At 35.3% G+C, this 23,666-nt stretch carries 27 protein-coding genes and 1 tRNA gene; 17 read left to right on the forward strand and 11 right to left on the reverse strand.

Translation table 11 applies throughout. The features are described 5' to 3' along the window. The 5 genes from C7D53_RS14910 (at nucleotide 1) to C7D53_RS14930 (ending at nucleotide 4,538) form a co-directional block, all read left to right on the forward strand. A complete protein-coding gene (locus C7D53_RS14910; protein ID WP_002984420.1) occupies nucleotides 1-288 on the forward strand; it encodes a GNAT family N-acetyltransferase in 288 nt (95 codons plus the stop codon). 203 nt (nucleotides 289-491) lie between these two features. Further along, nucleotides 492-2,051, forward strand: a complete 1,560-nt coding sequence (locus C7D53_RS14915) for a sodium:solute symporter (RefSeq protein WP_106917234.1) — start codon at nucleotides 492-494, stop codon at nucleotides 2,049-2,051. 28 nt (nucleotides 2,052-2,079) lie between these two features. Continuing rightward, nucleotides 2,080-2,598, forward strand: a complete 519-nt coding sequence (locus C7D53_RS14920; RefSeq protein WP_106917235.1) for a hypothetical protein — start codon at nucleotides 2,080-2,082, stop codon at nucleotides 2,596-2,598. Between the two features lie 107 nt (nucleotides 2,599-2,705). Then, nucleotides 2,706-3,560: a transketolase gene (locus C7D53_RS14925; protein ID WP_262497867.1), complete on the forward strand. Its 855-nt coding sequence runs from the start codon at nucleotides 2,706-2,708 to the stop codon at nucleotides 3,558-3,560. Between the two features lie 33 nt (nucleotides 3,561-3,593). Then, nucleotides 3,594-4,538, forward strand: coding sequence for a transketolase family protein (locus C7D53_RS14930; protein WP_106917237.1), 945 nt, complete (start codon nucleotides 3,594-3,596; stop codon nucleotides 4,536-4,538). A gap of 166 nt (nucleotides 4,539-4,704) precedes the next feature. Here the strand turns inward: C7D53_RS14930 and C7D53_RS14935 are convergent, their stop codons facing one another. The 4 genes from C7D53_RS14935 to C7D53_RS20965 all read right to left on the reverse strand — a co-directional run bounded on the left by C7D53_RS14935 (nucleotide 4,705) and on the right by C7D53_RS20965 (nucleotide 6,671). Then, entirely contained in the window at nucleotides 4,705-5,223 is a 519-nt protein-coding gene (locus C7D53_RS14935) for a hypothetical protein (RefSeq protein ID WP_228422371.1), read from the reverse strand. Beyond that, the gene (locus tag C7D53_RS14940; RefSeq protein WP_106917238.1) at nucleotides 5,201-5,680 is read right to left on the reverse strand and encodes a hypothetical protein; all 480 of its coding nucleotides are present in this window, start codon (nucleotides 5,678-5,680) and stop codon (nucleotides 5,201-5,203) included. The genes C7D53_RS14935 and C7D53_RS14940 overlap by 23 nt, the downstream gene beginning before the upstream one ends. A 182-nt stretch (nucleotides 5,681-5,862) precedes the next feature. Continuing rightward, nucleotides 5,863-6,396: a DUF4303 domain-containing protein gene (locus tag C7D53_RS14945; protein ID WP_106917239.1), complete on the reverse strand. Its 534-nt coding sequence runs from the start codon at nucleotides 6,394-6,396 to the stop codon at nucleotides 5,863-5,865. Between the two features lie 98 nt (nucleotides 6,397-6,494). Then, on the reverse strand, nucleotides 6,495-6,671 hold the full coding sequence (locus C7D53_RS20965; RefSeq protein ID WP_162926186.1) for a hypothetical protein: 177 nt from the start codon (nucleotides 6,669-6,671) through the stop codon (nucleotides 6,495-6,497). Between the two features lie 596 nt (nucleotides 6,672-7,267). Here C7D53_RS20965 and C7D53_RS14950 point away from each other — a divergent pair. The 7 genes from C7D53_RS14950 (at nucleotide 7,268) to gwsS (ending at nucleotide 11,842) form a co-directional block, all read left to right on the forward strand. Continuing rightward, nucleotides 7,268-7,453, forward strand: coding sequence for a TIGR04139 family peptide modification target (locus C7D53_RS14950; RefSeq protein ID WP_106917240.1), 186 nt, complete (start codon nucleotides 7,268-7,270; stop codon nucleotides 7,451-7,453). Between the two features lie 99 nt (nucleotides 7,454-7,552). Further along, nucleotides 7,553-8,443 carry a hypothetical protein gene (locus C7D53_RS14955; protein WP_106917435.1) on the forward strand — a complete coding sequence of 297 codons (891 nt, stop codon included), beginning with the start codon at nucleotides 7,553-7,555 and terminating at the stop codon, nucleotides 8,441-8,443. Next, nucleotides 8,440-8,604 carry a hypothetical protein gene (locus C7D53_RS20970; RefSeq protein WP_162926187.1) on the forward strand — a complete coding sequence of 55 codons (165 nt, stop codon included), beginning with the start codon at nucleotides 8,440-8,442 and terminating at the stop codon, nucleotides 8,602-8,604. The genes C7D53_RS14955 and C7D53_RS20970 overlap by 4 nt, the downstream gene beginning before the upstream one ends. Before the next feature lie 186 nt (nucleotides 8,605-8,790). Further along, nucleotides 8,791-10,341, forward strand: a complete 1,551-nt coding sequence (locus C7D53_RS14960) for a hypothetical protein (RefSeq protein ID WP_106917241.1) — start codon at nucleotides 8,791-8,793, stop codon at nucleotides 10,339-10,341. Between the two features lie 10 nt (nucleotides 10,342-10,351). Beyond that, nucleotides 10,352-10,711 carry a hypothetical protein gene (locus tag C7D53_RS14965; protein ID WP_106917242.1) on the forward strand — a complete coding sequence of 120 codons (360 nt, stop codon included), beginning with the start codon at nucleotides 10,352-10,354 and terminating at the stop codon, nucleotides 10,709-10,711. 4 nt (nucleotides 10,712-10,715) lie between these two features. Beyond that, nucleotides 10,716-11,264, forward strand: coding sequence for a hypothetical protein (locus C7D53_RS14970; RefSeq protein WP_162926188.1), 549 nt, complete (start codon nucleotides 10,716-10,718; stop codon nucleotides 11,262-11,264). 62 nt (nucleotides 11,265-11,326) lie between these two features. Further along, nucleotides 11,327-11,842, forward strand: coding sequence for a grasp-with-spasm system SPASM domain peptide maturase (gwsS, locus tag C7D53_RS14975; RefSeq protein WP_106917244.1), 516 nt, complete (start codon nucleotides 11,327-11,329; stop codon nucleotides 11,840-11,842). Between the two features lie 12 nt (nucleotides 11,843-11,854). On the opposite strand, the gene C7D53_RS14980 is transcribed toward gwsS, so the two are convergent. From C7D53_RS14980 to C7D53_RS14990, 3 genes are all read right to left on the reverse strand, one after another. Beyond that, the gene (locus C7D53_RS14980; RefSeq protein WP_106917245.1) at nucleotides 11,855-12,232 is read right to left on the reverse strand and encodes a hypothetical protein; all 378 of its coding nucleotides are present in this window, start codon (nucleotides 12,230-12,232) and stop codon (nucleotides 11,855-11,857) included. 69 nt (nucleotides 12,233-12,301) lie between these two features. Further along, nucleotides 12,302-12,772, reverse strand: coding sequence for an Lrp/AsnC family transcriptional regulator (locus tag C7D53_RS14985; RefSeq protein WP_034682046.1), 471 nt, complete (start codon nucleotides 12,770-12,772; stop codon nucleotides 12,302-12,304). A 134-nt stretch (nucleotides 12,773-12,906) separates the two neighbouring features. Next, nucleotides 12,907-17,706: a translocation/assembly module TamB domain-containing protein gene (locus C7D53_RS14990; protein WP_106917246.1), complete on the reverse strand. Its 4,800-nt coding sequence runs from the start codon at nucleotides 17,704-17,706 to the stop codon at nucleotides 12,907-12,909. A gap of 4 nt (nucleotides 17,707-17,710) precedes the next feature. Here C7D53_RS14990 and tsaD point away from each other — a divergent pair, with 4 nt between their 5' ends. The 3 genes from tsaD to C7D53_RS15005 are packed head-to-tail and all read left to right on the forward strand — an operon-like array spanning nucleotide 17,711 to nucleotide 19,811. Further along, nucleotides 17,711-18,727, forward strand: a complete 1,017-nt coding sequence (gene tsaD, locus C7D53_RS14995; protein WP_106917247.1) for a tRNA (adenosine(37)-N6)-threonylcarbamoyltransferase complex transferase subunit TsaD — start codon at nucleotides 17,711-17,713, stop codon at nucleotides 18,725-18,727. Beyond that, entirely contained in the window at nucleotides 18,724-19,119 is a 396-nt protein-coding gene (locus C7D53_RS15000; protein ID WP_106917248.1) for a hypothetical protein, read from the forward strand. The genes tsaD and C7D53_RS15000 overlap by 4 nt, the downstream gene beginning before the upstream one ends. Next, the gene (locus C7D53_RS15005) at nucleotides 19,116-19,811 is read left to right on the forward strand and encodes an RsmE family RNA methyltransferase (protein ID WP_106917249.1); all 696 of its coding nucleotides are present in this window, start codon (nucleotides 19,116-19,118) and stop codon (nucleotides 19,809-19,811) included. Before C7D53_RS15000 ends, C7D53_RS15005 begins: the two co-directional genes overlap by 4 nt. 26 nt (nucleotides 19,812-19,837) lie before the next feature. Here C7D53_RS15005 and C7D53_RS15010 read toward each other — a convergent pair whose 3' ends face one another. The 4 genes from C7D53_RS15010 to C7D53_RS15025 all read right to left on the reverse strand — a co-directional run bounded on the left by C7D53_RS15010 (nucleotide 19,838) and on the right by C7D53_RS15025 (nucleotide 22,418). Then, nucleotides 19,838-20,479, reverse strand: coding sequence for an XAC2610-related protein (locus C7D53_RS15010; RefSeq protein ID WP_162926189.1), 642 nt, complete (start codon nucleotides 20,477-20,479; stop codon nucleotides 19,838-19,840). A gap of 4 nt (nucleotides 20,480-20,483) precedes the next feature. After that, nucleotides 20,484-21,314 carry a hypothetical protein gene (locus C7D53_RS15015; RefSeq protein WP_106917251.1) on the reverse strand — a complete coding sequence of 277 codons (831 nt, stop codon included), beginning with the start codon at nucleotides 21,312-21,314 and terminating at the stop codon, nucleotides 20,484-20,486. Further along, a complete protein-coding gene (locus C7D53_RS15020) occupies nucleotides 21,314-21,682 on the reverse strand; it encodes a hypothetical protein (protein ID WP_162926190.1) in 369 nt (122 codons plus the stop codon). The genes C7D53_RS15015 and C7D53_RS15020 overlap by 1 nt, the downstream gene beginning before the upstream one ends. 67 nt (nucleotides 21,683-21,749) lie before the next feature. Further along, nucleotides 21,750-22,418 carry a TrmH family RNA methyltransferase gene (locus C7D53_RS15025; protein WP_106917253.1) on the reverse strand — a complete coding sequence of 223 codons (669 nt, stop codon included), beginning with the start codon at nucleotides 22,416-22,418 and terminating at the stop codon, nucleotides 21,750-21,752. 81 nt (nucleotides 22,419-22,499) lie between these two features. On the opposite strand from C7D53_RS15025, the gene C7D53_RS15030 reads away from it, so the two are divergent. Continuing rightward, the gene (locus C7D53_RS15030; protein WP_106917254.1) at nucleotides 22,500-23,528 is read left to right on the forward strand and encodes an asparaginase; all 1,029 of its coding nucleotides are present in this window, start codon (nucleotides 22,500-22,502) and stop codon (nucleotides 23,526-23,528) included. Between the two features lie 45 nt (nucleotides 23,529-23,573). Continuing rightward, a tRNA-Ser gene (locus C7D53_RS15035) sits at nucleotides 23,574-23,660 on the forward strand. Nucleotides 23,661-23,666 lie beyond the last annotated feature (6 nt).

The raw sequence follows: 23,666 nt of genomic DNA on the forward strand, positions 1-23,666 counted from the left end.
ATGATCGAAGTAAAACAAAACAACGACGAGAAACACGGAAGTTTTGAAGCTTTCATAGATGGAAGACGCGCAGGAATGATGACATACACCTGGGCAGGAGAAGAAAGATTTATTATAGACCACACCGAGGTGGAAGAAGCCTACAACGGAAAAGGTGTAGGTAAGGAAATGCTTTTGGCAGCTGTAGATTTTGCCAGAAAGAACGGGAAGAAGATTATTCCTCTCTGTCCTTTTGCTAAGGCTAGTTTTCAGAAAAGTGAGGAGCTTCAGGATGTTTTGGTGAATTAATCACTGCTTTCCACCCTTACAATACAAACCTTTCAGACTACGGATCTGGAAGGTTTTTTTAATTTAAACCCCAGAAACAGCCTATTTCCCAATTTTTTCATATCCCGATTGATGCAGACAGCTCTATAAAAATGGTCTCTAAAGTAAATTCGGTATTCACGATGGTTCTTTTTTATATATTTGCTAAAATTTAAAAATTAAGCATGAATCCAGGAACCATCCTTTTGCTATTTGTATTTATCTACTTTGTCGGTCTTTTGGTGATTTCTTATTTCACCAGTAGAAACTCTGATAATCAGTCATTTTTTATTGGTAATAAAAAAAGTAAATGGTGGCTCGTTGCATTCGGGATGATAGGAACCAGCTTAAGTGGAGTTACCTTTATTTCAGTTCCGGGAACAGTCGGAAAAATGACCGGCTCCGAATATATCTACGGCGGCTTCGAATATTATATGATGGTGATTGGCTTTTTCATCGGATATTTTATTGTTGCAGCCATATTGCTTCCCTTGTATTATAAAATGAATCTGACTTCTATTTACACCTATCTAGGAAGAAGATTCAATGTAGAGGCACATAAGATCGGCTCCATATTTTTTATTATTTCCAGAGCTATTGGTGCTACGGCAAGGCTTTATCTTGTTGTCAATGTTTTACAGATATTCCTTCTTGAAGGGCTTGGAGTTCCGTTTTGGGTAACTTCTATGGTACTTCTGCTGATGGTACTTCTCTATACTTTTGAAGGAGGGGTAAAAACCATTGTTATTACTGATACTTTACAAACCTCTTTTATGATCATCAGCTTGGTGGCTTGTATTGTGTACATTCTTTCCAATCTAAACTTATCTTTTGGTGAGGCCTATACCATCCTGGAACAGAAGAACTACACTCATTTTATTAATTTTGATCCAAATTCCAAGACATTTTTCCTTAAAACAATCCTGGGAGGAATCTTTATTACCATTGCCATGACTGGGTTAGATCAAGAAATGATGCAAAAAAATATTTCTGTGGATAACCTTAAGAATTCAAAGAAAAACATGCTCACCTTTGCAGGAACACTTCTTTTGGTAAATCTTGCATTCCTTTTCTTAGGAGGTTTACTCTATCTTTTTGCCCTACAGCACGGTGCAGAATATGGAACTATAAAGTCTGACACCGTTACCAATATTTTCGGATTTAAAGATGCTGCCGGCAATATTAAAAACATCATGGGTGATGACCTTTTCCCCGCCTTGTCACTTCAGGGATATTTCCCAATGACTATTTCCGTTATTTTTATTATCGGATTAATTTCAGCGTTATTCCCATCTGCTGATGGTGCGTTAACGGCTGTAACAAGTTCGTATTGCGTTGACTTATTAAATCTTAATGAAGATAAAACCAAAACTGAAAAAGAGAAAAAACGTCTTCGTATGAAAGTACACTTGACTTTTACTGTGGTTTTCTTCATCCTGATCATGGTTTTCAAGGCACTTAATGATAAATCTATTGTTTATCTGATCATGGAAATTGCCGGATATACCTATGGACCGCTGTTAGGACTTTTTGCTTTCGGAATTTTCACCAAGTTTCAGATTTCCAAAAAGTATGCTATCCTTACTGTAACCATTTTGGCCCCTATCCTAACTTATATAATCAACTCTGCTGTTACTAATTATACAGACTATAGAATTGGAGTTGAGCTTATTGTTCTTAACGGATTGCTTACATTCATCGGTTTATGGCTGGTAAAGAACAAGCAGCATTTAAGGGTTGTCTAATTAATGTAAGAATCAAAAATAAAAAACCATGAAAAAAATTATTTCACTTTTCGTTTTCGTTTTGGCATTTGGCCTTGCGAACGCTCAGGAAAATTTTGAAGTATCTACTTTAAGAATCGGGCCGTATAAGATTTTTATGCCAAAAGTTGAGGCTGAAAAAATTGCAGGAACAAAACTGAAAAATTCAGACGGAGAGAAAAAAAGTATTGTAAAATATAATGGAGAAACCATTCAGATTGATATTTTTGATAATTATATCAACGAAGCCAATCCAAGTGTTCCATCCATTACCTACATAACAACAACCAGTAAAAAATTTAAAACCAAGAGTGGAATTGGGGTAGGCAGTACAAGGGACGACCTTATCAATGCCTACAGAAATTATGCTAACTTCAGTGTTCGGGAGGATTGGGACAACAATGGTAAACCTGTGAAGAATTCCGGTTATTTTAATCTGGAAGACGGACAGGCAGGAACACAATTAAGCTTTAAATTTGTTAATAATATTGTTACTGAAATTTCAGTTTACCTTAACGAAGGCTGTTAAAAGCAGGAAAATATTCAAATACATAAAAATCCGGGTTTTTAGATCCGGATTTTTGCATTTCCATAAGCCAGTAAAAAATTGTAAATTCGCGTGCAAATAAATCAGATATAATGAGTAAAAGTATTGAAGAGTTAAAATCTCTTACTACGCAGATCAGAAGAGACATTTTAAGAATGGTTCACGCTGTAAATTCAGGACACCCGGGCGGAAGTTTAGGTTGTACAGAATACTTCACAGCACTTTACGGAAAGGTAATGAACTATAATCTTCCTTTCACTATGCAGGGCAAAAATGAAGATCATTTTTATCTATCAAACGGGCATATTTCACCGGTATTCTACTCTACTTTGGCAAGATTTGACTTCTTTCCGGTAGCTGAATTGAGTACTTTCAGAAAGCTTGATTCAAGATTACAAGGACACCCTACTACTCATGAAGGTCTTCCGGGGATCAGAATTGCTTCAGGTTCTCTTGGGCAAGGTCTTTCTGTAGCTCTTGGGGTAGCTGAAGGTAAAAAACTGGATGGAGATAAGTCTCTTGTTTACTCTCTTCACGGAGATGGTGAGCTTCAGGAAGGTCAAATCTGGGAAGCATTAATGTATGCTGCTGCTAAAAAAGTAGACAACATTATTTCTACCATTGACTACAACGGACGTCAGATTGATGGAGATACTGATGATGTATTAAGCCTAGGAAATCTTCATGCTAAACTTGAAGCTTTCGGATGGATTGTTTTGGAAGAGAAAAACGGTAATGATCTTGAAGCTGTAATTGGCATCCTTGAGAGAGCAAAAACAGAAACAGGAAAAGGAAAACCGGTAGCAATTATTCTTCATACAGAAATGGGTGCCGGAGTAGATTATATGATGGGGTCTCACGCTTGGCATGGTAAAGCTCCAAATGATGAGCAATTGGAAACAGCATTCAAGCAATTGTATTTAGAAGCTCCTGCTGACTACTAATATCTTAAACAATCTCGATTAATAAAAATAAAAATGAAATATACATATACAGAAAAAAAGGACACTCGTTCAGGATTCGGAGCTGGATTAGCGGAACTTGCTGACAAAAATCCTAATGTAGTAGCACTTTGTGCAGACCTTATCGGTTCTTTGAAAATGGAAAAATTCATTGAAAAGGCTCCTGAAAGATTCTATCAGGTAGGTATTGCAGAAGCAAACATGATGGGACTTGCTGCAGGTCTTAGCATCACAGGAAAAATTCCTTTCACAGGAACTTTTGCTAACTTCTCTACTTCAAGAGTATATGACCAGATTCGTCAATCTATTGCTTACTCTGGTAAGAATGTAAAAATCTGTGCATCTCACGCAGGTCTTACTTTAGGAGAAGATGGAGCTACTCACCAGGTATTGGAAGATATCGGTATGATGAAAATGCTTCCTGGAATGACGGTAATTAACCCTTGCGACTACAACCAGACAAAAGCAGCAACACTTGCTATTGCTGATCACGATGGCCCTGTATATTTAAGATTCGGTAGACCAACTGTTCCTGTATTCATCCCTGAAGATATGCCTTTCGAAATCGGAAAAGGAATCCTGCTTCAGGAAGGTACTGATGTAACAATTGTTGCAACAGGACACCTTGTATGGGAATCTCTTGTAGCTGCTGATGAGCTTGAGAAAGAAGGTATTTCTTGTGAGGTGATCAACATCCACACCATTAAGCCTCTTGATGAAGAAATCATCTTAAAGTCTGTTGAAAAAACAGGTAAGATTGTAACTGCTGAAGAGCACAACTACCTTGGTGGTTTAGGTGAATCTGTTGCAGGAATGCTTGCAAGAAAAAGACCTACAAGACAAGAGTTTGTAGCCGTAAATGATACTTTCGGAGAATCTGCAACACCAGCTGAATTGATGAAGAAGTATAAAATTGATGCTGAAGCAGTGAAAGAAGCTGTAAAGAGAATTTTAGCGTAATCATTTAGCTTAATAATATAAACTCCGGCTGTTTCTTCGAAACAGCCGGAGTTTTGTTGAAGTACTGCCACCCATCAAATCTTTGATTTGCTACCTGGGAACGATTATACTTATTATTGTCATGGTTGGTAGTTAGTTTCTACCCTGCTTACTTATTGTTTTATTTTTACTGTTCAGAAGGATTCAGAGGGATTCCAACAGCAATGAGAACAGGACATAGTATTTCTTTAATGTACTCATCTTCTCTTTTTATTGAAGCTTTAGAGCCTGAGAAATAATTACTGATCCGATAGTTTTTCACAAATTGATTTCGTTTCTTTCCGATGACATAATGATATCCTCCGCTTTCATCACTAATAAAGTAGACCATTTCATCAAAATCCATGATCTTTGTGGCAATAAATCTTTTTTTATAAATACATTTCTGTGATTTGTCAAAGATATATTTTACCGGAACTCTAAATACCAGGTCAAAAAGAAAGTAGATCATATAGATCACCCATATTCCAAAAACGATTTTAAAGTTATCTCCGGACATTTTATCCCTAAAGTAATATAAGATTACCATCAAAGCAATTATTCCCAACGCCAGCCACCATACCAAGGTTCTCAGGAAGTTGTAATTAGGCATAAAACTTATTTCACTTCCGTTTTCCTCAAATCTATAGCGGTCTGTTACGTTCATTATCAGATTCGTTGATGTTCATGATATCCTCCGTTTCATTCACCATCTTTTGGATCCCTTTTTGGCTTAGAGCCTGTCCTATCGTAAGATGTTTCTCCTTACCATCCACTTCGAAGTAGATAGAAAGTATCACATTCGTAGTGATTAGACCCAGATATTTGGTTGCCAACACATTAAAATTGGTAAAATCCTTTATATCATAGGTTTTAGCCGGAACAAAAATGGTGTGCTTTCCGGTGATTGTTTTTCTATCCATATCAATAATAAACTTCTTTGTAAAGAAATTGATGATGATAAGAACAACTGTTGCCATGATAATAAGGCTTAAAATTCTGACATTATTAAAAATAAAAACTGCAAATGCAAGCAGAAGAATAGAAAGTACAGTAATAAATACCGGTTGATTTTTAAAGATGTACTTATTTCCGTCTTTTTTATAAAATTGATATGAACTCATAATAGATTGGTTTTATATTTTTGATTTGGTTTTATATTTTTCGTCAAAATTTTTGTCGTTTAGGAGGATTAGCCACAGAAATATTGGAGAGAATCACGGCTGCTGTAAGTGAGATGTCTCTGGGACAATTATTTTATCGGGCTTCATATTATATATTGAAATGTGTCTTTTTGTATCATTTCTTAATTGCCCCAGGTATCCATCCACTCCAGATATTCACCTTTATATTCATTATCATTAAGCCTGATAATGATATCTTTCAGATCCTTTTTTTCAAATTCATAATCTGAAACGGTAAAAATCAGGAAAATATCTTTGCCTGTAATATTCTTGAAGAAATTCTCGTTTTTAAGTTTTTCCAATACTTCAATACATGTAGAATAAAGTGTTGCCTGAAATTCATTAAACCACTCCTCATGATCTTCATTTCTCTCCAGTTCTTCTCTTAATTGGGTACAAATATTATTGAACTCATCATCTGCACCTTCCATTTCATAGGTCCATTCTGCAGGTTCATATTTATAATACACAGCATCATCTTCATCTATGTTCTGAAGAGTCGCCACAGTATTGGATGACGGGCATACCGTCATGGCTCCCTCATCACTGTACAAAGCAAAACTGTAGATATTTTCGGCACCATGCTTTTCGTACATTTCTAAAAAAGCATTTATTGCTGCTGTTTCTATTTGCTGTTTTAAAATATCAAAATCCATGTTCCTCTTCTTTTTTAAAATGGGCGGTAAAAATACGTCTATCCTTTTAAATCAGGTCATTATATTTTCTAAAGGTATAGCCAGTTTCATGATTATAGCTACCTGTTTTTATTATACATAATGAATCCCGGGATCAAAATAGCCGCCCCAGCCAGCATAGGAGCCAATTCTCCATATTTGAACAACCAGGAAGTTTCTTTGGAGGGTCCTATTTTAATTACCACTACCAGGCAGAAACCTATAATAACCAGAATAATTCCTAACGTTTTTTTCATAATATCAAGTTTAATTATCGGTAAGATACAATAGTTAATGTTTTTTTCTCTTGATAATTAGATTTTTAATTGATATTTTTTGATTTTCCCTTTATTCAAATCTGATGAATCAATGTAAGTTATAAAAACTCTTTTCCGGATACAAAAACCAAAAATCAAGATCATTTTTACCATTACCTAGATTTTTTATATAGATAAATTATCTGGCTTTCATATGCATTGCGCAGAATCCATTTTTGTGTACAATAGAAAATATTACAGTCTCCATTCCACTCGATAATATTTCTTTTAATATACAAGGAGATAATCTTTTTTCTTTTATAAAAAACATTGCCTTTTTATTAAATTCTCTTCTAAATTCCCAAAAATAGATTTGTACACTTTTTATAAAAATTATTGATAAAATCTACATACAATTTGCAATTTTTATCACCTTAAAGTGATCTAAATATTTTAGTTTTGAATCCATCAACGTTGATAAAATAGTCTTCCATTTAGATTGTAAGTGTACAGTACAAGACAAATGTGGGGAGTATTTAGCCTAATGTCAGAGATTCTTTGGCACAAATGATTTATTAATTTAAAAATTTATTAACATGAAAAAATTAATTGGAATGAAGAGAAACTTCTCTTCTTTAGAAAACAAAAAGATGAAAAATCTTCAAATGATTAAAGGGGGAGCAGATTCGTCGGTAAACTATGTTGTTACCAACCACGGAGAATGCTACGATAAGGAGACTTATATAGATCATGAGCGTATATCAACATTAGAAATTTGCTAAAAAACATATTCGTGCAATCACTTGTTAAGGGAGGAGCAATCCTCCTTTTGTATTCTATTAAACAGGAATAAAAACTCTCATCATAAACTGACAACACAGATGAAAAGAAAAATATTACCACCTCTCATAACATCTTCCCTGTACCTACTTGTGGCGGGTGTTCTCATTTTATCCTGCAAGAGTAAAAACAATAATTATATTCTTTATTATAATAAAGTTAATGAGATTGACAGCATTTATAGAATGGCCAATCAACCTGAAGAAGCAATAAAACAGTATAAAAAACTTTTCAAAAGATACCCTCCAAAAAATCAGGAACGCATTAAGGAGTATGAAACTTATATCAAGCTTGCAGACCATCATCAATACAATTTTGGGGGAAAGAAAAGTCTCTATAAGCTTATTCCTCTGATTGCCCCTTATGAGGGTTCTTATAAAAAGTATTTTGGCTTATATCAAAAATACGGAATAGATAGCAGTGAGGTAAAGCAAAAAATCTCCGACTGGAAAAAAGGATTAAATAAAAGGTTGGTAGATTCTTTTACTGTTGCTTTCATTAGGGATCAGGCAGAAGGCAGAAAAATCCCTCAAATAATGGTAAAGAATGATAAAATAAACGCTCAATTGTTGAAATGGACCTTTGAGAACTATGGCTATCCATCCATGCAGAAAATAGGGCTTATAGGGAATCACAATGTTTTCATGCCCTTGCATCCGCTTTTTAGTCATATGATAGATTCTGAAGAATATACTTATTTAAAAGCAAAGATGCTGGAGTACATAAAATCAGGCGAGTGTGTTCCAAGGGATTATGCCAATATGGTAGACAGACATAGTCTTCAGGTTAGCAAAGAAGGAATGGTATACGGAATCTATCCCAGCTATGATGCAGTGATTGATACCATAAAAGTAAACCGCAACAGAAAAAGTATAGGTTTACCCAGTTTTAAGCACGCTTCCAAGATTACAAAAGACTTCTTAAAAAAATGATCCTTATTATTTCCAATAACAGCGAAAGAACTACAGTTAAGATCATCAAGTGGCTTTTGAAAATGAATAAAAAATTTATTCGTGTACATGAGAATGAAGTCTTTGAAATTAAAGTAGTGAACAAAATGATCTTTTGGAGTGAAGAAAGTAAACTCAATTGATTTAATTTTAAATTTTTAAAACACAAAAACATGATGAAACTCTTAAATGAAAGAGCAGATAATTTCGAGCTTGGTAATTATCTGCAAAAAAACAAGCCACAAATTGTAATAACACTAACAACAAAAAAATATTACAACTTTATTTATAGGTTATAAACAAATGAAAAAAAAATATTTTGAACACAAATGAAAAAATTTAAATTATTAAAAATAGCTGTTTTCAGCTTATTAGCTTTTACAACTTCTTGTCATGAAGAACTTACAGAAACATTATCTAACAAAACTAATATAATTGAACAAGCAAGTGTAAGAAATGGAAGGCTCTATTTTCCCAACAAAGAATCATTAGCTGTAACTTATAAAGAGCTAAAAAAGAAAAATCTTGAATCAGTTCAAAATTTCATTGATGAAAGAGGAATTGAATCATTAATACCTATCATTACAGAAAAAAACGAAACTGAAGTTCTTTCTGAATTAAAATCTCGAAAAATTGAATATTTAAAAAAAAATTCATATAATACAGCTAAAATTGTAACGATCAACGATGCAGATATTTATGAAGATTTAGATGATTTAGAAGAAATTGTAGGAGATGATGTATATGCGGCGATGCTAAATGGAAATGCTGAAATACAAGTTGCTGACAATGTATATAAATATACTGATGTTGGATTGTTTGTTACCCATATTAATAACTATACTAATCTTGAAAATTATCTTGATGTGAGAAAAATTTCGTCTAATCTTTTAGAGCCTACTGAGTCGTCGGTTAGAGAAGATTTTGTTACAGATAAAATGGCAGGTGAGTTAATATCACTACCCGATGCCTCCAATATTGAGTATTTTGTTGCCAAAATACAACCACTAAAATATGATGATGGGGGTGGAAGTGGTGGAAGCACTTCCACACCTACAGCCGAACCCTCTATTGCAACAATTGTACAAAACCTCCCTATTGGAGCTGTTAGAAAACCTTGGTTAGGAAACCTTTTTGGAAAGACTTGGGAAACAGATGATAAATACGAAAGTAGAAGAAGAGTTAAGGTTAAATTTTATTCTCAAAATTTATTTCTTGTTTATGCAATAGGCTGCAAAGTGAAACATCAATATAGAGGTTGGACTGGATTATGGAGAAAAGAAAATGCAGACCAACTGGGGATAGGTGTTAATTCAATTAAATGGACTTTTAACCACTCAATGAATATGAATGCTCCTGCTGGAGTTCCGAAACAAGCATATTGGTTTGGTAGTAATATGTACACCACATCGAATGGAATATCCTTTACTTTTTCACAAAACCAAAACATTCCATCATTACCATTTGCATCTAAAATAGACGGAATTATTCAATTTGCCGTTAATGTTTCTAGCCTTACAGAAGAACAATTAGATAAATTGTTTTGGGAAAATGCCTGGATGCAAGCAAATAAGCTGCTTGAGGGACAAAACAAAAAACTTAACAGAGTTGCTTTTGTTGTAGATTCATATAGCGCTTCATACGTCCGTTATTATGATTTTAGTCAAATCGAATATAATCAAGATGTAATTGAAAGAATTTTTGATTGGGGTGTCTCTTCTCCTCAGTTTACTTATACTTTTGGAGGAGGAACAGGTAATGGACTTGCTGCAACAAGCTATAATTGGAATTTTTCAAAACCCGATGCAGTAGCAGTTAGCATGTATGGAATAGCTAAGAAAAATGGAGCTTGGCACGGAGTAAAACTTAACACTAATTAATAAATAAATTATGAAATATTTCTTTCTTGTTCTTTTTATTGTTTTAACCTCTTGTACTTCTGAAGAAAATCTAAATTTACAATCAAATTCTAAATATCAAGGGAATTACGTTGGAAATTTTAATGGAGACTTATCTGGTGAAATAAATTTCAATGTCTCTGATACAGGTAATCTTGAGGGTATGGTATATTACAACAATACACCTAATAGCTCTGAAAATATATCAGGCTATGTAATGATTAGCGGAAAATTTGATGCTACAACAAAAAGTGGTTTAGGTTTTTCAGGATATTTAAATGGTAACACGATGAATGGTAAATGGACAAAAGGTGGTTTAACTGGAAATTATAGCTTTCATAAAAAACAATAATATTATGAAAAAAATATTTTTATTTTTATTAACCTCTACTGGAACTTTAATGTATTCTCAGGAAAAATCATCAATGAAAAATACATTCTTTGGAGTTCAGGCAGGACTTTTTGGTGTAAACATTTACAACGAATCTAATCTTTCTGAACAATTTGTACTTAGGAGCGATGTTGATTTGACTGCTGGTATTTGGGGAGGAGATTTATATTCTAAAACAGGTTTTGCATTAATCCCAGCGTTATCTGTAGCTCCAAAATGGTATTATAATATTAAGGAAAGAAACAGTAAAAACAAGAATACGAAATATAATTCAGCAAATTATCTTTCTGCAAAACTAGGTTTTGTCCCGAACTGGTTTGTTATCTCAAATGTTGATGGGATAGAAATAAATCCGATGGTTTCATTGATTCCTACATGGGGATTGAGGAGGAATTTTGCAAAAAAATTTAATTATGAACTTCAATTAGGTTTGGGAGTAGGTAAAATTTTAAAATCAGATTATCCACTTCAAGTAGTTCCTAATTTAAGTTTTAGAATTGGGTATGACTTTTAATTAGATTATTAATTAACTTCAAATCATTAAAAATTTAGCCTTGATCAAATTCGGTCAAGGTTATTTTTTATAATTGTGCTAAGGAAGCTTTCAAAACCAAGGATGAATTCAGATTTACCCTCAACCTTGTGGAAGACCATCTAAAGATCTCTTCCTGCGGAAAAGTAGACATGAAATATTTCAATACAAATCTTCCCAAGGTACTGGAAGCCATCAATCACAATTCCTGTCTGCATAAAAAAATAGGAATAGACAGGGAGGGCCATATTAAAAATTGTCCCTTAATGCAGGAAAGCTTTGGAAATATCCGGAATATAAGTCTTGAAGAGATTGTGCTGCAACCCAATTTTAAAAGATACTGGAGCCTCACCAAGGATCATATAGAAGTATGTAAAGACTGTGAGTTCAGATACCTTTGTACAGACTGCAGGGCCTACACAGAAAGCTCTCATTATACTTCCGATGGACTAGATGTATCAAAACCCCTGAAATGTGGCTATAATCCCTATACCAATGAGTGGGAAGAATGGAGCAGCAATCCGTTAAAACAAAAAGCCATCCATTCCTACAACTTATAGTGTTTCTATCCTTTATTTAAAAAACTTCCACTTTGGAATAATCGCCAGCATTCCAAAACCTGTAAAAAGGAAAAGGTTCGTCACGTCAGTATACAAAAACGTTGACAGGTAATAGTTGTGCATAAAGAAATGCAATACCAAAAGAGCAGGAAACATAATAATGCCTATTTTTTTATAAAAAAACATCAGGATAAGACCTAGCATCATCAGTACATCAATGGAGAAGATAATATAAAAATACCATTTTGGAATCTCCAGAAACTCATGCTGAATGTATTCATCAACGTCTATTCCCAATCCCATTACTGTAAACAACATCAAGGCAGCAAATGCCAGTACAAATCCCCATCCTTTCTTCGGATCTTCGTCAAAATAGGTGTATTCTTCCATAGGTACAAAAATAAAGAACTTATGAGAGATTTCATAAGTTCTTTTATAGTTATTCGTTTAAAATTTGAATTAAATAGAGATAGCGTTGATCAGTCTATTTTTGTCACTTAGGTATTCTTCCATAGAAATCATACTTTCAGTTCTCATTACATCCTGAATATCATCAATCTGATAAATAATTCTTTTGGCATCATCTGTATTCTTTGCTCTTACTTTACAGAAAATATTATATTTTCCGGAAATAACGCTTGCCTCGATTACGTTAGGAATAGTTGACAATTCTTTCAATACTTCTTGAGTACGGTTTGATTTTGTCAAAAGGATTCCAATGAAAGCTGTAAAATGATAGTCCAGCTTACCATAATCGATGTTAAGAGATGATCCCAAAATAATACCTGCATCTTCCATCTTTTTCACTCTTACGTGAATTGTTCCAGCAGAAACGTCCATCTGCTTTGCAATTTCAGTAAAAGGCATTCTTGTGTTTTCTACTAAGAAATCAAGAATTTTCTTGTCTATTTCGTCCAGTTGATAGTTCATATTAGTTAAATTACAATTTCTTTAAAAAATCTATGTATTTTTTGCAAATTTACGAAAAATAATTTAACTAAAAAATATATATCAAATATTAACAATAATTAACACGGATGATAAAAATCATTAAAATATTCTGATTATTTAGCATTTGATTTTATAGAATCTGTTTTTATTTCAGCTTTGTCTGTCGTGGTTTTTTTGTCTTTTTTCTTCTTTTTAAACAAAGAATTGAAGCTTTTACTCCACATCACCCCTACTCCATAGGCTTGATTAGCAGCTCCATTTGTACTTATCATACCGATGTTGGTAGGCTTAGAATACCCTCGTAGAACCAAAGTACCATCATTTTTCTTAGAAAGATCATACTCTATAGATCCTTCACCAGAAAGATAATTATTCTGTGCACCGCTATTGGCATCGGTTTTAGACAGTGGAATTCCAAGGCCTGTTTTAATATTTATTCTAGGCGAAACAGCCACACTTAGTCCTGCATTAGCTCGGTCCCCAATGTTGGAATTCTGGTCACCCTTCACATAATTCAAGTCAATCTGGAATTCATTACTCATGGTATTAAGCACCGATCCCAACTGCTTCAGAAGCATATTATATCCGGAAGATTCCGCAACGTTTCCTACGTTTACATCTACTCCACCAGTATTGGATACATTGAACGTGCTTAATAGAAGTACAGAACCAAACTGAAGTACTTTTTCTCCCTCCTGACTCATTTTGGCAGCCAGCGTTTCTCTTACCTGACTGGAAACATCCATGGCAGTAAGATTCAGTTCTACCTTGGGATCCATCAAAGACTCGGTAATATTGGCCTGCAGCATAATACTGATGGGCTGAAGTTTCCCCATACTCAGATATTCTCCTGCATTGGAAACCATTCTTACATAGTTGGCTGTAATATCCAGTGCGGGCTTCATGGCATCACCATCCCATCTTATACTACTATTCCTTTCAATTTGGAAAGTCTTGTTAAGGATTGCCTTGGATACAAACGTTCCGTTATCCACCTTATATGTTCCGCTCATGGCAATGTTTCCTTGTCTGTTCATCTGGAATTTCAGCGGATCAGCAACTCCTTTTACGGTAATATTTCCTACATCATCACCCACAAGTACATTTACCGTGGTTCCTTTATCCACAGCCAAATTGAAATCAATATTCATATTGGCGCCTGTCTTTTTCTTTTCCTCCAGAGTTACCAATCCATCTTTTCCTTCTTTCAGGAACCTCAGCATCTTAAATTCTTCAACATTGGAGGTAGAACTGGAATTAAAAGTAAATGTACTCCCGTTAAGAGCCTTCATGTTAGGTGTTGTAATACTTAATCCTGAAACCGGTCCATCCACATAAAGATCTCCCTGTCCATATACCCTTCCCCAAAACAGGTCAAAGTCCTTTTGAGTAGTATTAAGCATCAGGAGATTATCTGCCCTCATTACGAGAGAAACCCCCATTGAGGAAAGTGTTTCAAACTGGATCGCCCCCGAGATATTTCCCTTAGAGTTTGATCTGCCGTCATGAACCTCAATATTGTTGAGGATTGCCAGTCCTTTAGTTAGCTGAATCACGGTATCATCAAATGAATAATCGACTCCTGTAAAGAGAAGTTTTAATCCAAAATCTTTTAAAGCAATATCTCCACTGTAGTCCAGATTGCTAAGTTTTCCGTTAATTTTCAGATCTCCGGTTGCTTTTCCTCTAAGGTTTCCAAAAATGGTCTGTACAAACTGCTGTGTAAATGATAAATCAAAGTCTCTCATTTCAGCAGTCAAATCAATAACTGGTGAAGCTGTATTGTTATTAACCGTACCTGTAAGATTCAGACTGTTATTTCCAAGCACTCCTGCTGAATGAACTTTAACATCAATGTCATATACATTCAGAGAGAAACCATTGGTGGCCGAAATAGAAATATCTCCCATTTCATTGCCATTCATCTTAATATCATCTATACTAAGATCTACCAATGGCTGTAAAGTGCTTTTATCCATTCTTATCTTTACACTTCCGTTGGCAAGGCCTTGTATATTCATGCCATTTCCTCCGGACTGCATTTCGAGAAGCTTCTCTACGGCAAAATCACTGATATCGGCATCTACATAAAAATCTTTTGCTGATTTAAATTGTGCTTCCTTGATAAACAAAGCACTTTTATCGGAATAAACCCTCAGATTCCGAATATCAAAATCTGCTGTTTTCTTTCTATAAGTAATAGAATGATTAAGCTCTGGGCTAGTATCTATGGCCCAGGTAACCTCATTGAATTTGACTTCTGTAGGTTCAAACCTAAATACGTAATCACCTGCAGCATCTGTAGACTGGTCTACGTTAATGGCATATTCTTTAAGCTTTTCGTTTAGCTCATCATCCGGGCTTCCATGCTTAAATACGGTTGCCAAATGAAGAGTATTTCCATTTTCATTGTTTCCTTTAAGCTCAAAATCCTTGATAATATTCTTATTGTATTCCAGTCTGTTGATTCTGGCATACAACTGCTGATCAAGGTTAGCTGTGTTTATTCTTATTTTGACACTATCCACCACAGCACTGTCTCTGTTGATGTTTTTTCTGTCATTAACTTTATAGTCAGGATTAGAGGATGCCAGAGCTTTATCGGCATCTGTAATCTCTTCCTCTTTTGTCATAATATACTTTAAGGCTGATGCATCAAGGTTCAGGATCAGGTTATTGGAGTCTCCATTATATTCTCCTTCTACCAATGCCCCATGCGGCAGCTTCAACTCTGGTAAAAAGTAGTTGACCAATCCTTGCTGTACATCAAATTTCATTGCGAAATTCTGACCTCTGTATAATTTTCTTGGTGGTGGGCCAACAAGTATTCTTCCTACTCCGTTTTCTACCATTCCCGCAAGATCTGCAAGGCTATATTTACCGGATATTTTACCTGTAGCAGCACCTGGTGCATCTACATCTATCACACGCCCACCCGCTTCCATAAAGGTCTTTATTTTAGCATTAGGAATGTCATATTTCTGAGTAGCTGTAGCAAAGTGAAGGTTATTGGCATTAACATCCAGTGTAAGGTCATTAATGGATGACATAGACATTTTACCCTCAACCTGTCCGCTTACAATCTGGCTTCCGGGCTTATTGGTGAAATAATTCATGTTCAGATGGGTAACATCTGCATTTACATCCATTGCCACCTTAGAAGTACTGAAGTCTATTAGTCCCTTAATGGTAGCTTTTGCCTGTTCATCATTAACTGTAATGAGCCCGTTATATTTTTTATGATCCAGCAACCCATCAAGATATAGATTATTAATAACCTTATCCATGATTTCAATACTGGCAATCTGGGACTTGGTTGTAAGACGCATTGTATTTACATCAAAACTCTGCCCGTTAAGATCAAATTTACCGGAGATTAAACCTACTGTTTTATTTTTCGTGATCACAGAGGTATTTAAGTCTTTTACATCAAGATACCCTGAATATTTAGGCATTGCAGTACTGTACCCTGTTAAAGAAAGCTTGGAAATTTTTGCCTGTCCAATCCCTGTCATAAGATTCCCGTTATCCACATAAATCTGGTCCGGATTTACCTTGGCTGTTCCGTTATACTTTAGCTTTCCGAAATCATCAGCAAAATTCTTCATCTTACTGGAGATAAATGTAGGCATCATTGCCTTCAGATCCTTGTAGGTAAAGTCTGTAGAAAGATCTTTTGTTTCGATGGAAAAGTGCCCGTTCAGAAGATTATCAACCTTCATTGTTTTTGTAGCAATATTCACATCAGGATTTCGGATCAGGAAATTTTCCAGATGAAATTTATTTAAAGGACCCGTCATTTTCCCCGCAAGGTTAAATGGCTTGAAATTATCCCAGTTCGTTACAAAATAGCTGATATCATATCCGCTTATCTGACTTCCCTGCTGTATGTTCATATCCCAACGAACCTTATCTGCAAAATCTGCCCAGGAACCATCACGAAGATTGAATTTAATATCTCCCTGAAGCAAGGTATGATCTGTATTTAAGGTAAGATCTTTTAAGGATAAAAATTCTTTGGTTAAAGATAATTCTGTTGAAAAAGTATCAACAATATGAGATTTTCCCCATCTGGAAGTCACAAAAGACATATTATTAATAAGCGCGGAAACATTGGGCCCATTGACCTTAACATTGGGTGCTTTCAAATTAAAATTTGTTGCAGTAAGCCACTTCCCTTCCTCTCCGGAAGAGTTTTCATTAATAATGGAAACTTTGGAATCAAGGATTTGTACTCTTGAGTTTAATTGAAAGGGAGGTTTTTTAGGATCTCTTTTTTTTCCGTCATCAAACAACTCTGTGAATCTGACAAAATTGGAGATGCTGTCTCCTTTATAAGTAATGACCTTTACTTCTGCGTTAACAAGTGTAAGGGAATTAAAGCTTAAAGAATTACTTTTTCCTGAAATGGCATTCACTGCCAGAGATATCCAGTCTGAGTCAGCACGAAATTCACGTGCTTTAATAAAATCTAACCCTTTATAATCTTTTACTTTTAACCCTTTTATCGTCACATTTCCGAAATAGTTCACATCTACACTTTCAGTAGAAAAACCAGACTTGAAGTCATTGTTTACAAGCTTTAGAGCCTGATCTGCGGCCCATTGTTTGGTTACCGGAAGGTTAACAGCCACCAGTACACCTCCAACCAGTACAATACCCAGCCAAAAGAGAATAAGCAAAAGCTTGGCCCACCAACTGTAGCTGGTTACATCTTTTATAGCCTGTTTTCCAAACTCTTCTGCCGTTTCTATGGGATGGTTAATGGCATCCGATGCTAGTTCAGATGCTTCTTTAACGGTTTCCCGAACTTTATCCTCAACATTTTCCACAGTCTTCTGTACCTGATCACCTAGGTTTTCAGTTACGGATTTTTTATTCTCATTCTCGTTATTATTCTCTAACTTTGCCATTATTATGAGCGACTCTATAATTTTAGGTATTGAATCGTCTTGCGACGACACCTCAGCAGCTATCATCAAGGGGAATTCTATTCTTTCAAACATTGCTGCGAATCAGGCCATCCATAAAGAATATGGAGGTGTAGTGCCTGAATTGGCTTCGCGAGCCCATCAACAAAATATAATCCCCGTTGTTGAAAAATCTTTTACCAAAGCAAATATACAACAAAATGCAATCTCTGCTATAGGATTTACACGTGGCCCCGGACTTTTGGGATCACTTCTTGTGGGAACATCATTCGCTAAGTCTCTGGCTATGAGCTTAAATATTCCGTTAATTGAAGTTAATCACCTGCAAGCCCATATTCTGGCCCATTTCATCGAAGATGCAAATCCTATGCCGCCTACTTTTCCTTTTCTTTGCCTTACTGTAAGTGGTGGGCATACCATGATTGTATTGGTAAAGGATTATTTTGACATGGAAATCATCGGAAAAACAATTGACGATGCCGCGGGAGAAGCTTTTGACAAGATCGGAAAGATCTTTGATCTGGATTACCCTGCCGGACCTATTATTGACAGGCTTGCAAAGGAAGGGAATCCTGATGCTTTTAAATTCAACAAGCCTAAGTTGGAAAACTTCGACTATTCTTTCAGTGGTATTAAAACTTCTGTTTTATATTTCATTCAAAAGGAAGTTAGAAAAAATCCTGATTTCATCAAGGAAAACCTCAACGATCTTTGTGCTTCTGTACAAAAATGCATCATTGAGATCTTAATGAACAAGCTAGAAAAGGCTGCCAAGGAACTCAACATCAGGGAGGTTGCCATTGCCGGTGGTGTATCTGCCAATTCTGCTCTTAGAAAAGCAATGGAAGACAACAAGGAAAGACTTGGCTGGAGTATTTACATTCCAAAATTTGAATATACTACTGATAATGCTGCCATGATTGCCATGGTTGCACAACTGAAGTTTGAAAGAGGAGAATTTACAGATTTGAGAACTTCAGCAACTGCAAAATATGATTTATGAAAATACTCTTAGAAGAAAAATTACTGGGAACCCATTCTAAAAAGAACTCAAAATACTACTGGATATTAGAAACAATTACAGGAAAAAATGAGAACTCTGAGGACTCTTTAGAGTATTTCCAATCAAGTTCTGAGAAAGGATATATTCAGGATGTAAAAGATGAAATTTTAAAATTAATTAATTCCGAGCATCTTTTCAGTTTTCCCTACACTCCAAAAGAAGGGGATTATTTGTCTATCAAAAACAACCTGAGAAAGCAGGAATACTTAAATCTGATTTACATTAACAACAATTGGATAGAAGAGATATTCATGTGTTCTTACCGGGACTGTGATAATGATATATATACAACCATCAAAACAGGAGTTGCATTTTTAACTCAGGATATATGAAATTATTTTACGGAGAAATAGTACATCAGCAAGTTACCATCAATGATGATGAACAACAGCATATTGTAAAGGTTCTTCGCATGAAGGAGGGAGAGGAAATTCATGTGACGGACGGAAAAGGGAAACTGGCTTTCGGAAAACTTGTTATAGAGGGTAAAAAAGCCAGTATTGAAGTTGCTGAAATCAAGGAAAATCTTCCAGACTTCAATCCCAGACTTCATATTGCGATTGCTCCAACGAAGAATATTGATCGTATAGAATTTTTTGTAGAAAAGGCTGTAGAAATGGGAATTTCTGAGATCAGTATTATTGTGACTGAAAAAACAGAACGTAAGAACATCAATATAGACAAAATCAGAAAACAGGCTATTGCTGCATCAAAGCAGAGTTTAAGATTTCATTTTCCAGTCATTAATGATGCTATAAAGCTATCCGACTTTCTGAAAAACATTAATCCTGAAAATACTTTTGTAGCACACTGCCACGAAAATCTGGAAAGAATAGATCTTAAAAATATACCTTCAATGGAACAAGTTACTTTCTTAATTGGCCCTGAAGGTGATTTTTCTGAAAAGGAAATTTCTTTTCTGGCTGAGAATAAAATCAAGGCTGTTTCATTAGGTAACCAGAGGCTGAGAACTGAAACTGCAGGTGTATTTGTAGCTGCATGGAATTATTATAATATGATCTAAAACTTATCAGAAAAAGTGGACAATGGTTATTCTGTAATCCATTTACCATTTTTTCTGTATTGATAAGTTTCTCCCTCGTTATCATTAATCTGCACACTTTGCAGAACCAGTTTTCCTTTTTCCCAGGCATAAACTTTGAAATAGCTATCTGTAGGCCCAACATGATAGTCGGAAATAATTGTCTTTTTCAAAGCATCTATTTTAGGATTAATGATGGTATCTAACGGCTTATAGTGTTCATACTTCGTTGTATTCTTGTTATAAAGCCAAAAACTAGATGAGGAAGTGTAGTTTCCTGCCTGATTAACAAGTTCTATATCATTTAATCCATCAAAATTAACATCCTGATTAATATTAAAAAAGGCTTCTCCCTCATTTAAAACAGAAATTGTATCTACAATAATTTTTTGATGAAGAATTTCTTTTTCAAATATTCCTATGGATTTAAAATCGATTGCTTCATTTGATTTTTTTATTCCCTCAAGAGTATAAACATATCCGTTCCCTTTTAACGTTTTTGAAAATGGAATAGCTGTTGTGTCTATACTTTCTTTCACTTGTAAGGATTTTATAATACTGTCTTCATAAGCCCTATTTTCTTTTTCAGCAGTAGTTTTTTTACCACAGCCAATGAAGATTATTCCAATGAGGAGCATTATTTTATTCATTCTTTCAATGAACCATTCTTCGTTTAAAAATATGATAAGGGAAAAATGCAGCAATCACAAAAGGGATCAGGTTCAAGGCTCCGGCAAGAACAAATTCGTAGGTATATAAATGAAAAATAATAATAAACAGCATAAAAAAAGTAAGCAGTTTCCTATTAAAAGCTCCTGCAAAGCATAGAAACTGAAGCCCAATACCTGTTACAGTTAAAACAACCCAAAAATTATCGTAGGTATAGACCTGTTTTATCCACTCCGGCACTACTCTGTCTGCCATCAGATAGTTTTCATAGGTATTTAGCTTTGCGGCATCCTTATTTATCCACAACAGTTTATCGGTTTGTTTAAGGATATTTTTTGCGGTTCCTAAGAACTTGCTCATCCCCGCCAAGCTGTATGTTACTAACAGTCCAAGATAAAAATACTGTACTTGTTTATAATCTTTCTCATCAAGATTTTTGGGTAGCAGAAAGATGCTCAGGAAAAAGCCTAGTATAATAAGGTGATTGGTATGACGGATTCCAAAGTTGGCAGATATAGGAAGATTAATGACGGCCATCAGTAAAAATATCAAAAAATTAAGCACATAAGACTGTTTGATAAGCGATGCTGCGATGCATACTCCGCAAGCAACTAAAAGTCCTATAAAAATCGGTGCACCTGGATACTCAGGAAACATCATACGCTGAATCCATAAAGCAGGTTCATAAAGTTCTTTTGGTCTTCCGGTAATTTCGGCAAATCTCCCATATTGGGCAACCAGCCAATACAAACCAAATATTCTTATGGCATAGTAAGCAATTTTATAATTGAATACAGTAAGCTGAGCGTAGTTCATTAGAGTTTGGTAATAAATGTTTTGGTGATATTCATCTTTTTGTCATCCACTTCTATAGGCCTATACTTCTCCTTGTAGAGTAGATATCCCTGGAACTCCGGCAGAGCATCTTTAGCAAAAATAAGAAGCTTTTTCATATTCCCGCTCCTGTCATTATTTTGATCAATTTCTCCTCCATAACCATTGATAATGCCATCCATGTCATTATCCGTATAGTGCTTCGTATTGGTATTTAAAATTCTTAAAGTATCTCCATTTTTAACTCCGTAAAGTTTATACCTCTGTCCAAAAGCTTCACCCCCACAAGGTACTGTAAAGAGCTTCCAACTGGCAAAAGGATATACCTCCTTTCTTCCTATTTCTCCCATAACAAGGCTTATTAAAGACATTATGAAAGAAAAAATGAATAAATATTTGGTGTATTTTTTCATGAGTCTAAAGTGTATTTTGTTCGGCTAAATATTTTGCATAAATCTCTTTTCCACTACTAATGGAATTTACCGCCCATCGTATTTGCATTTCCAAAAGCTTTTGTTCATTAAGCTTGTAATCAATATTTGATTTAAGAAGTTTTTGCTTCAGCTCATACATGCAAATTCCTGCAGCCACTGAAACATTATAACTTCTTGTAAAGCCAAACATGGGAATAGCCAGCGTTTCATCTGCAAAATCAATGACTTCTTCAGAAACTCCGGCCTGCTCAGTTCCGAAAACCAAGGCTATGGGTTCTGTAATTTCATATTCGGGAAGCATTACTGCGTTTTTTTCAAGAGATACAGCGAGAATTTTATAGCCTCTATCCTTAATATTTTGCAGGGACGCAATATTCTTAGGCATCTTTTCTACTTCCACCCATGTTTCAGCACCCTTGGTTACCGTAAGATTAGGATTGAAAACATTCTCCTCCTCCATGGCAACTACCTTATGAAAAGCACAGGCTTCCACAGATCTTATGATGGCTGCTGCATTTCTGAACTGGTACACATCATCCATCACAGGAAGCACAAAATCAGAACTTTCCTGGGAAAAGTGTTTAATTTTCGCCAGTCTTTCTTCTGTTAAAAACTGTTTTAAATACTCAAAAGTTTGTGCTAAATCTTTCATTCATTTTCAAATCTTTGCAAATTAACGTAATTTTGGAGTATGAAGCCTAATTGAGGCCCAATTCTTAATTAAAAATAGTACATGAAGCGAAAAGTCCTGCTCATCTATACCGGAGGAACCATCGGTATGGAAAAAGATTATGAAACCGGTAGTCTCCGTGCCTTTGATTTTGGTAATATCTTTGAAAAGATGCCTGAAATGAGGCTTATGGAATGTGAAGTTTTCGTGCATCCCTTTGCAAAACCACTGGACTCTTCGGATATGGGACCTGAGGAATGGAGAGTAATCGCTAATTATATTCTGAAAAATTATAATGATTATGACGGGTTCCTGATTCTTCACGGAACAGATACCATGTCTTATACGGCCTCGGCACTAAGCTTTATGCTAAAAGGTTTAAGAAAGCCCGTTATCATGACCGGTTCCCAACTTCCTATTGGTGATCTGAGAACGGATGCTAAAGAGAATCTTCTTACCAGCCTTTACTATGCAAGTCTTTATGAGAATGATGAAGCGGTTATTCAGGAGGTGGCCATTTACTTCGAATATAAATTATTAAGAGGTAACAGAACACTGAAGTATTCTGCGGAGTATTTTGATGCCTATGCCAGTCCCAACTACCCTATTTTAGGTCAATCGGGGGTTCACTTAAACATCATTAAGGATAATCTTTTCCGTTGTGATCCCGAAATAGAGTTTCATGTGGATGAACATATTTCTGAGGACATCCTATTCTGGAGAATTTTCCCGGGCATGCACTTGAGTCATTTTAGAGAAATTCCTAAAATGAAAGTTCTTATTCTTCAGGTTTTTGGTTCAGGAACCATCTTCAGTAGTGCCAAAACACAGGAAACGCTTCAGGAAATCAGAAATAACGGCACTGAAATCGTAGTGGTAAGTCAATGTATTTCAGGAGGTATCTCGTTTGGAAAATATGAAAACAGTAACATTTTTTCAAGAATAGGAGCCATTAGTGGCAGAGATATGACTGCGGAGACAGCCATTACGAAAGCTATGCACCTGATAGACAATCCTAATTACTCCGGAAGTTTCGCGGATAACTTTACCAAAAGCCTTTGCGGAGAAATTACTTCCGAAAAAATGCATTAAAAATTTGGTATTTAAATAAAATATCCTATTTTTGCAATCTCAAAAAGAGAGGTGTCCGAGTGGTTGAAGGAGCTACCCTGGAAAGGTAGTATACGGGTAACTGTATCGAGGGTTCGAATCCCTTCCTCTCTGCAAAGT

Source organism: Chryseobacterium aurantiacum (genome assembly GCF_003020585.1).
Classification (GTDB): domain Bacteria; phylum Bacteroidota; class Bacteroidia; order Flavobacteriales; family Weeksellaceae; genus Chryseobacterium; species Chryseobacterium aurantiacum.

Bases quoted from the DNA above. Each gene is read 5' to 3' on its own strand.
- C7D53_RS14910 (WP_002984420.1), top strand. From the start codon at position 1: ATGATCGAAGTAAAACAAAACAACGACGAGAAACACGGAAGTTTTGAA.
- C7D53_RS14915 (WP_106917234.1), top strand. From the start codon at position 492: ATGAATCCAGGAACCATCCTTTTGCTATTTGTATTTATCTACTTTGTC.
- C7D53_RS14920 (WP_106917235.1), top strand. From the start codon at position 2,080: ATGAAAAAAATTATTTCACTTTTCGTTTTCGTTTTGGCATTTGGCCTT.
- C7D53_RS14930 (WP_106917237.1), top strand. From the start codon at position 3,594: ATGAAATATACATATACAGAAAAAAAGGACACTCGTTCAGGATTCGGA.
- C7D53_RS14935 (WP_228422371.1), bottom strand. From the start codon at position 5,223: ATGAACGTAACAGACCGCTATAGATTTGAGGAAAACGGAAGTGAAATA.
- C7D53_RS14940 (WP_106917238.1), bottom strand. From the start codon at position 5,680: ATGAGTTCATATCAATTTTATAAAAAAGACGGAAATAAGTACATCTTT.
- C7D53_RS14945 (WP_106917239.1), bottom strand. From the start codon at position 6,396: ATGGATTTTGATATTTTAAAACAGCAAATAGAAACAGCAGCAATAAAT.
- C7D53_RS20965 (WP_162926186.1), bottom strand. From the start codon at position 6,671: ATGAAAAAAACGTTAGGAATTATTCTGGTTATTATAGGTTTCTGCCTG.
- C7D53_RS14950 (WP_106917240.1), top strand. From the start codon at position 7,268: ATGAAAAAATTAATTGGAATGAAGAGAAACTTCTCTTCTTTAGAAAAC.
- C7D53_RS14955 (WP_106917435.1), top strand. From the start codon at position 7,553: ATGAAAAGAAAAATATTACCACCTCTCATAACATCTTCCCTGTACCTA.
- C7D53_RS20970 (WP_162926187.1), top strand. From the start codon at position 8,440: ATGATCCTTATTATTTCCAATAACAGCGAAAGAACTACAGTTAAGATC.
- C7D53_RS14960 (WP_106917241.1), top strand. From the start codon at position 8,791: ATGAAAAAATTTAAATTATTAAAAATAGCTGTTTTCAGCTTATTAGCT.
- C7D53_RS14965 (WP_106917242.1), top strand. From the start codon at position 10,352: ATGAAATATTTCTTTCTTGTTCTTTTTATTGTTTTAACCTCTTGTACT.
- C7D53_RS14970 (WP_162926188.1), top strand. From the start codon at position 10,716: ATGAAAAAAATATTTTTATTTTTATTAACCTCTACTGGAACTTTAATG.
- C7D53_RS14980 (WP_106917245.1), bottom strand. From the start codon at position 12,232: ATGGAAGAATACACCTATTTTGACGAAGATCCGAAGAAAGGATGGGGA.
- C7D53_RS14985 (WP_034682046.1), bottom strand. From the start codon at position 12,772: ATGAACTATCAACTGGACGAAATAGACAAGAAAATTCTTGATTTCTTA.
- C7D53_RS14990 (WP_106917246.1), bottom strand. From the start codon at position 17,706: ATGGCAAAGTTAGAGAATAATAACGAGAATGAGAATAAAAAATCCGTA.
- tsaD (WP_106917247.1), top strand. From the start codon at position 17,711: ATGAGCGACTCTATAATTTTAGGTATTGAATCGTCTTGCGACGACACC.
- C7D53_RS15000 (WP_106917248.1), top strand. From the start codon at position 18,724: ATGAAAATACTCTTAGAAGAAAAATTACTGGGAACCCATTCTAAAAAG.
- C7D53_RS15005 (WP_106917249.1), top strand. From the start codon at position 19,116: ATGAAATTATTTTACGGAGAAATAGTACATCAGCAAGTTACCATCAAT.
- C7D53_RS15010 (WP_162926189.1), bottom strand. From the start codon at position 20,479: ATGAATAAAATAATGCTCCTCATTGGAATAATCTTCATTGGCTGTGGT.
- C7D53_RS15015 (WP_106917251.1), bottom strand. From the start codon at position 21,314: ATGAACTACGCTCAGCTTACTGTATTCAATTATAAAATTGCTTACTAT.
- C7D53_RS15020 (WP_162926190.1), bottom strand. From the start codon at position 21,682: ATGGGAGAAATAGGAAGAAAGGAGGTATATCCTTTTGCCAGTTGGAAG.
- C7D53_RS15025 (WP_106917253.1), bottom strand. From the start codon at position 22,418: ATGAAAGATTTAGCACAAACTTTTGAGTATTTAAAACAGTTTTTAACA.
- C7D53_RS15030 (WP_106917254.1), top strand. From the start codon at position 22,500: ATGAAGCGAAAAGTCCTGCTCATCTATACCGGAGGAACCATCGGTATG.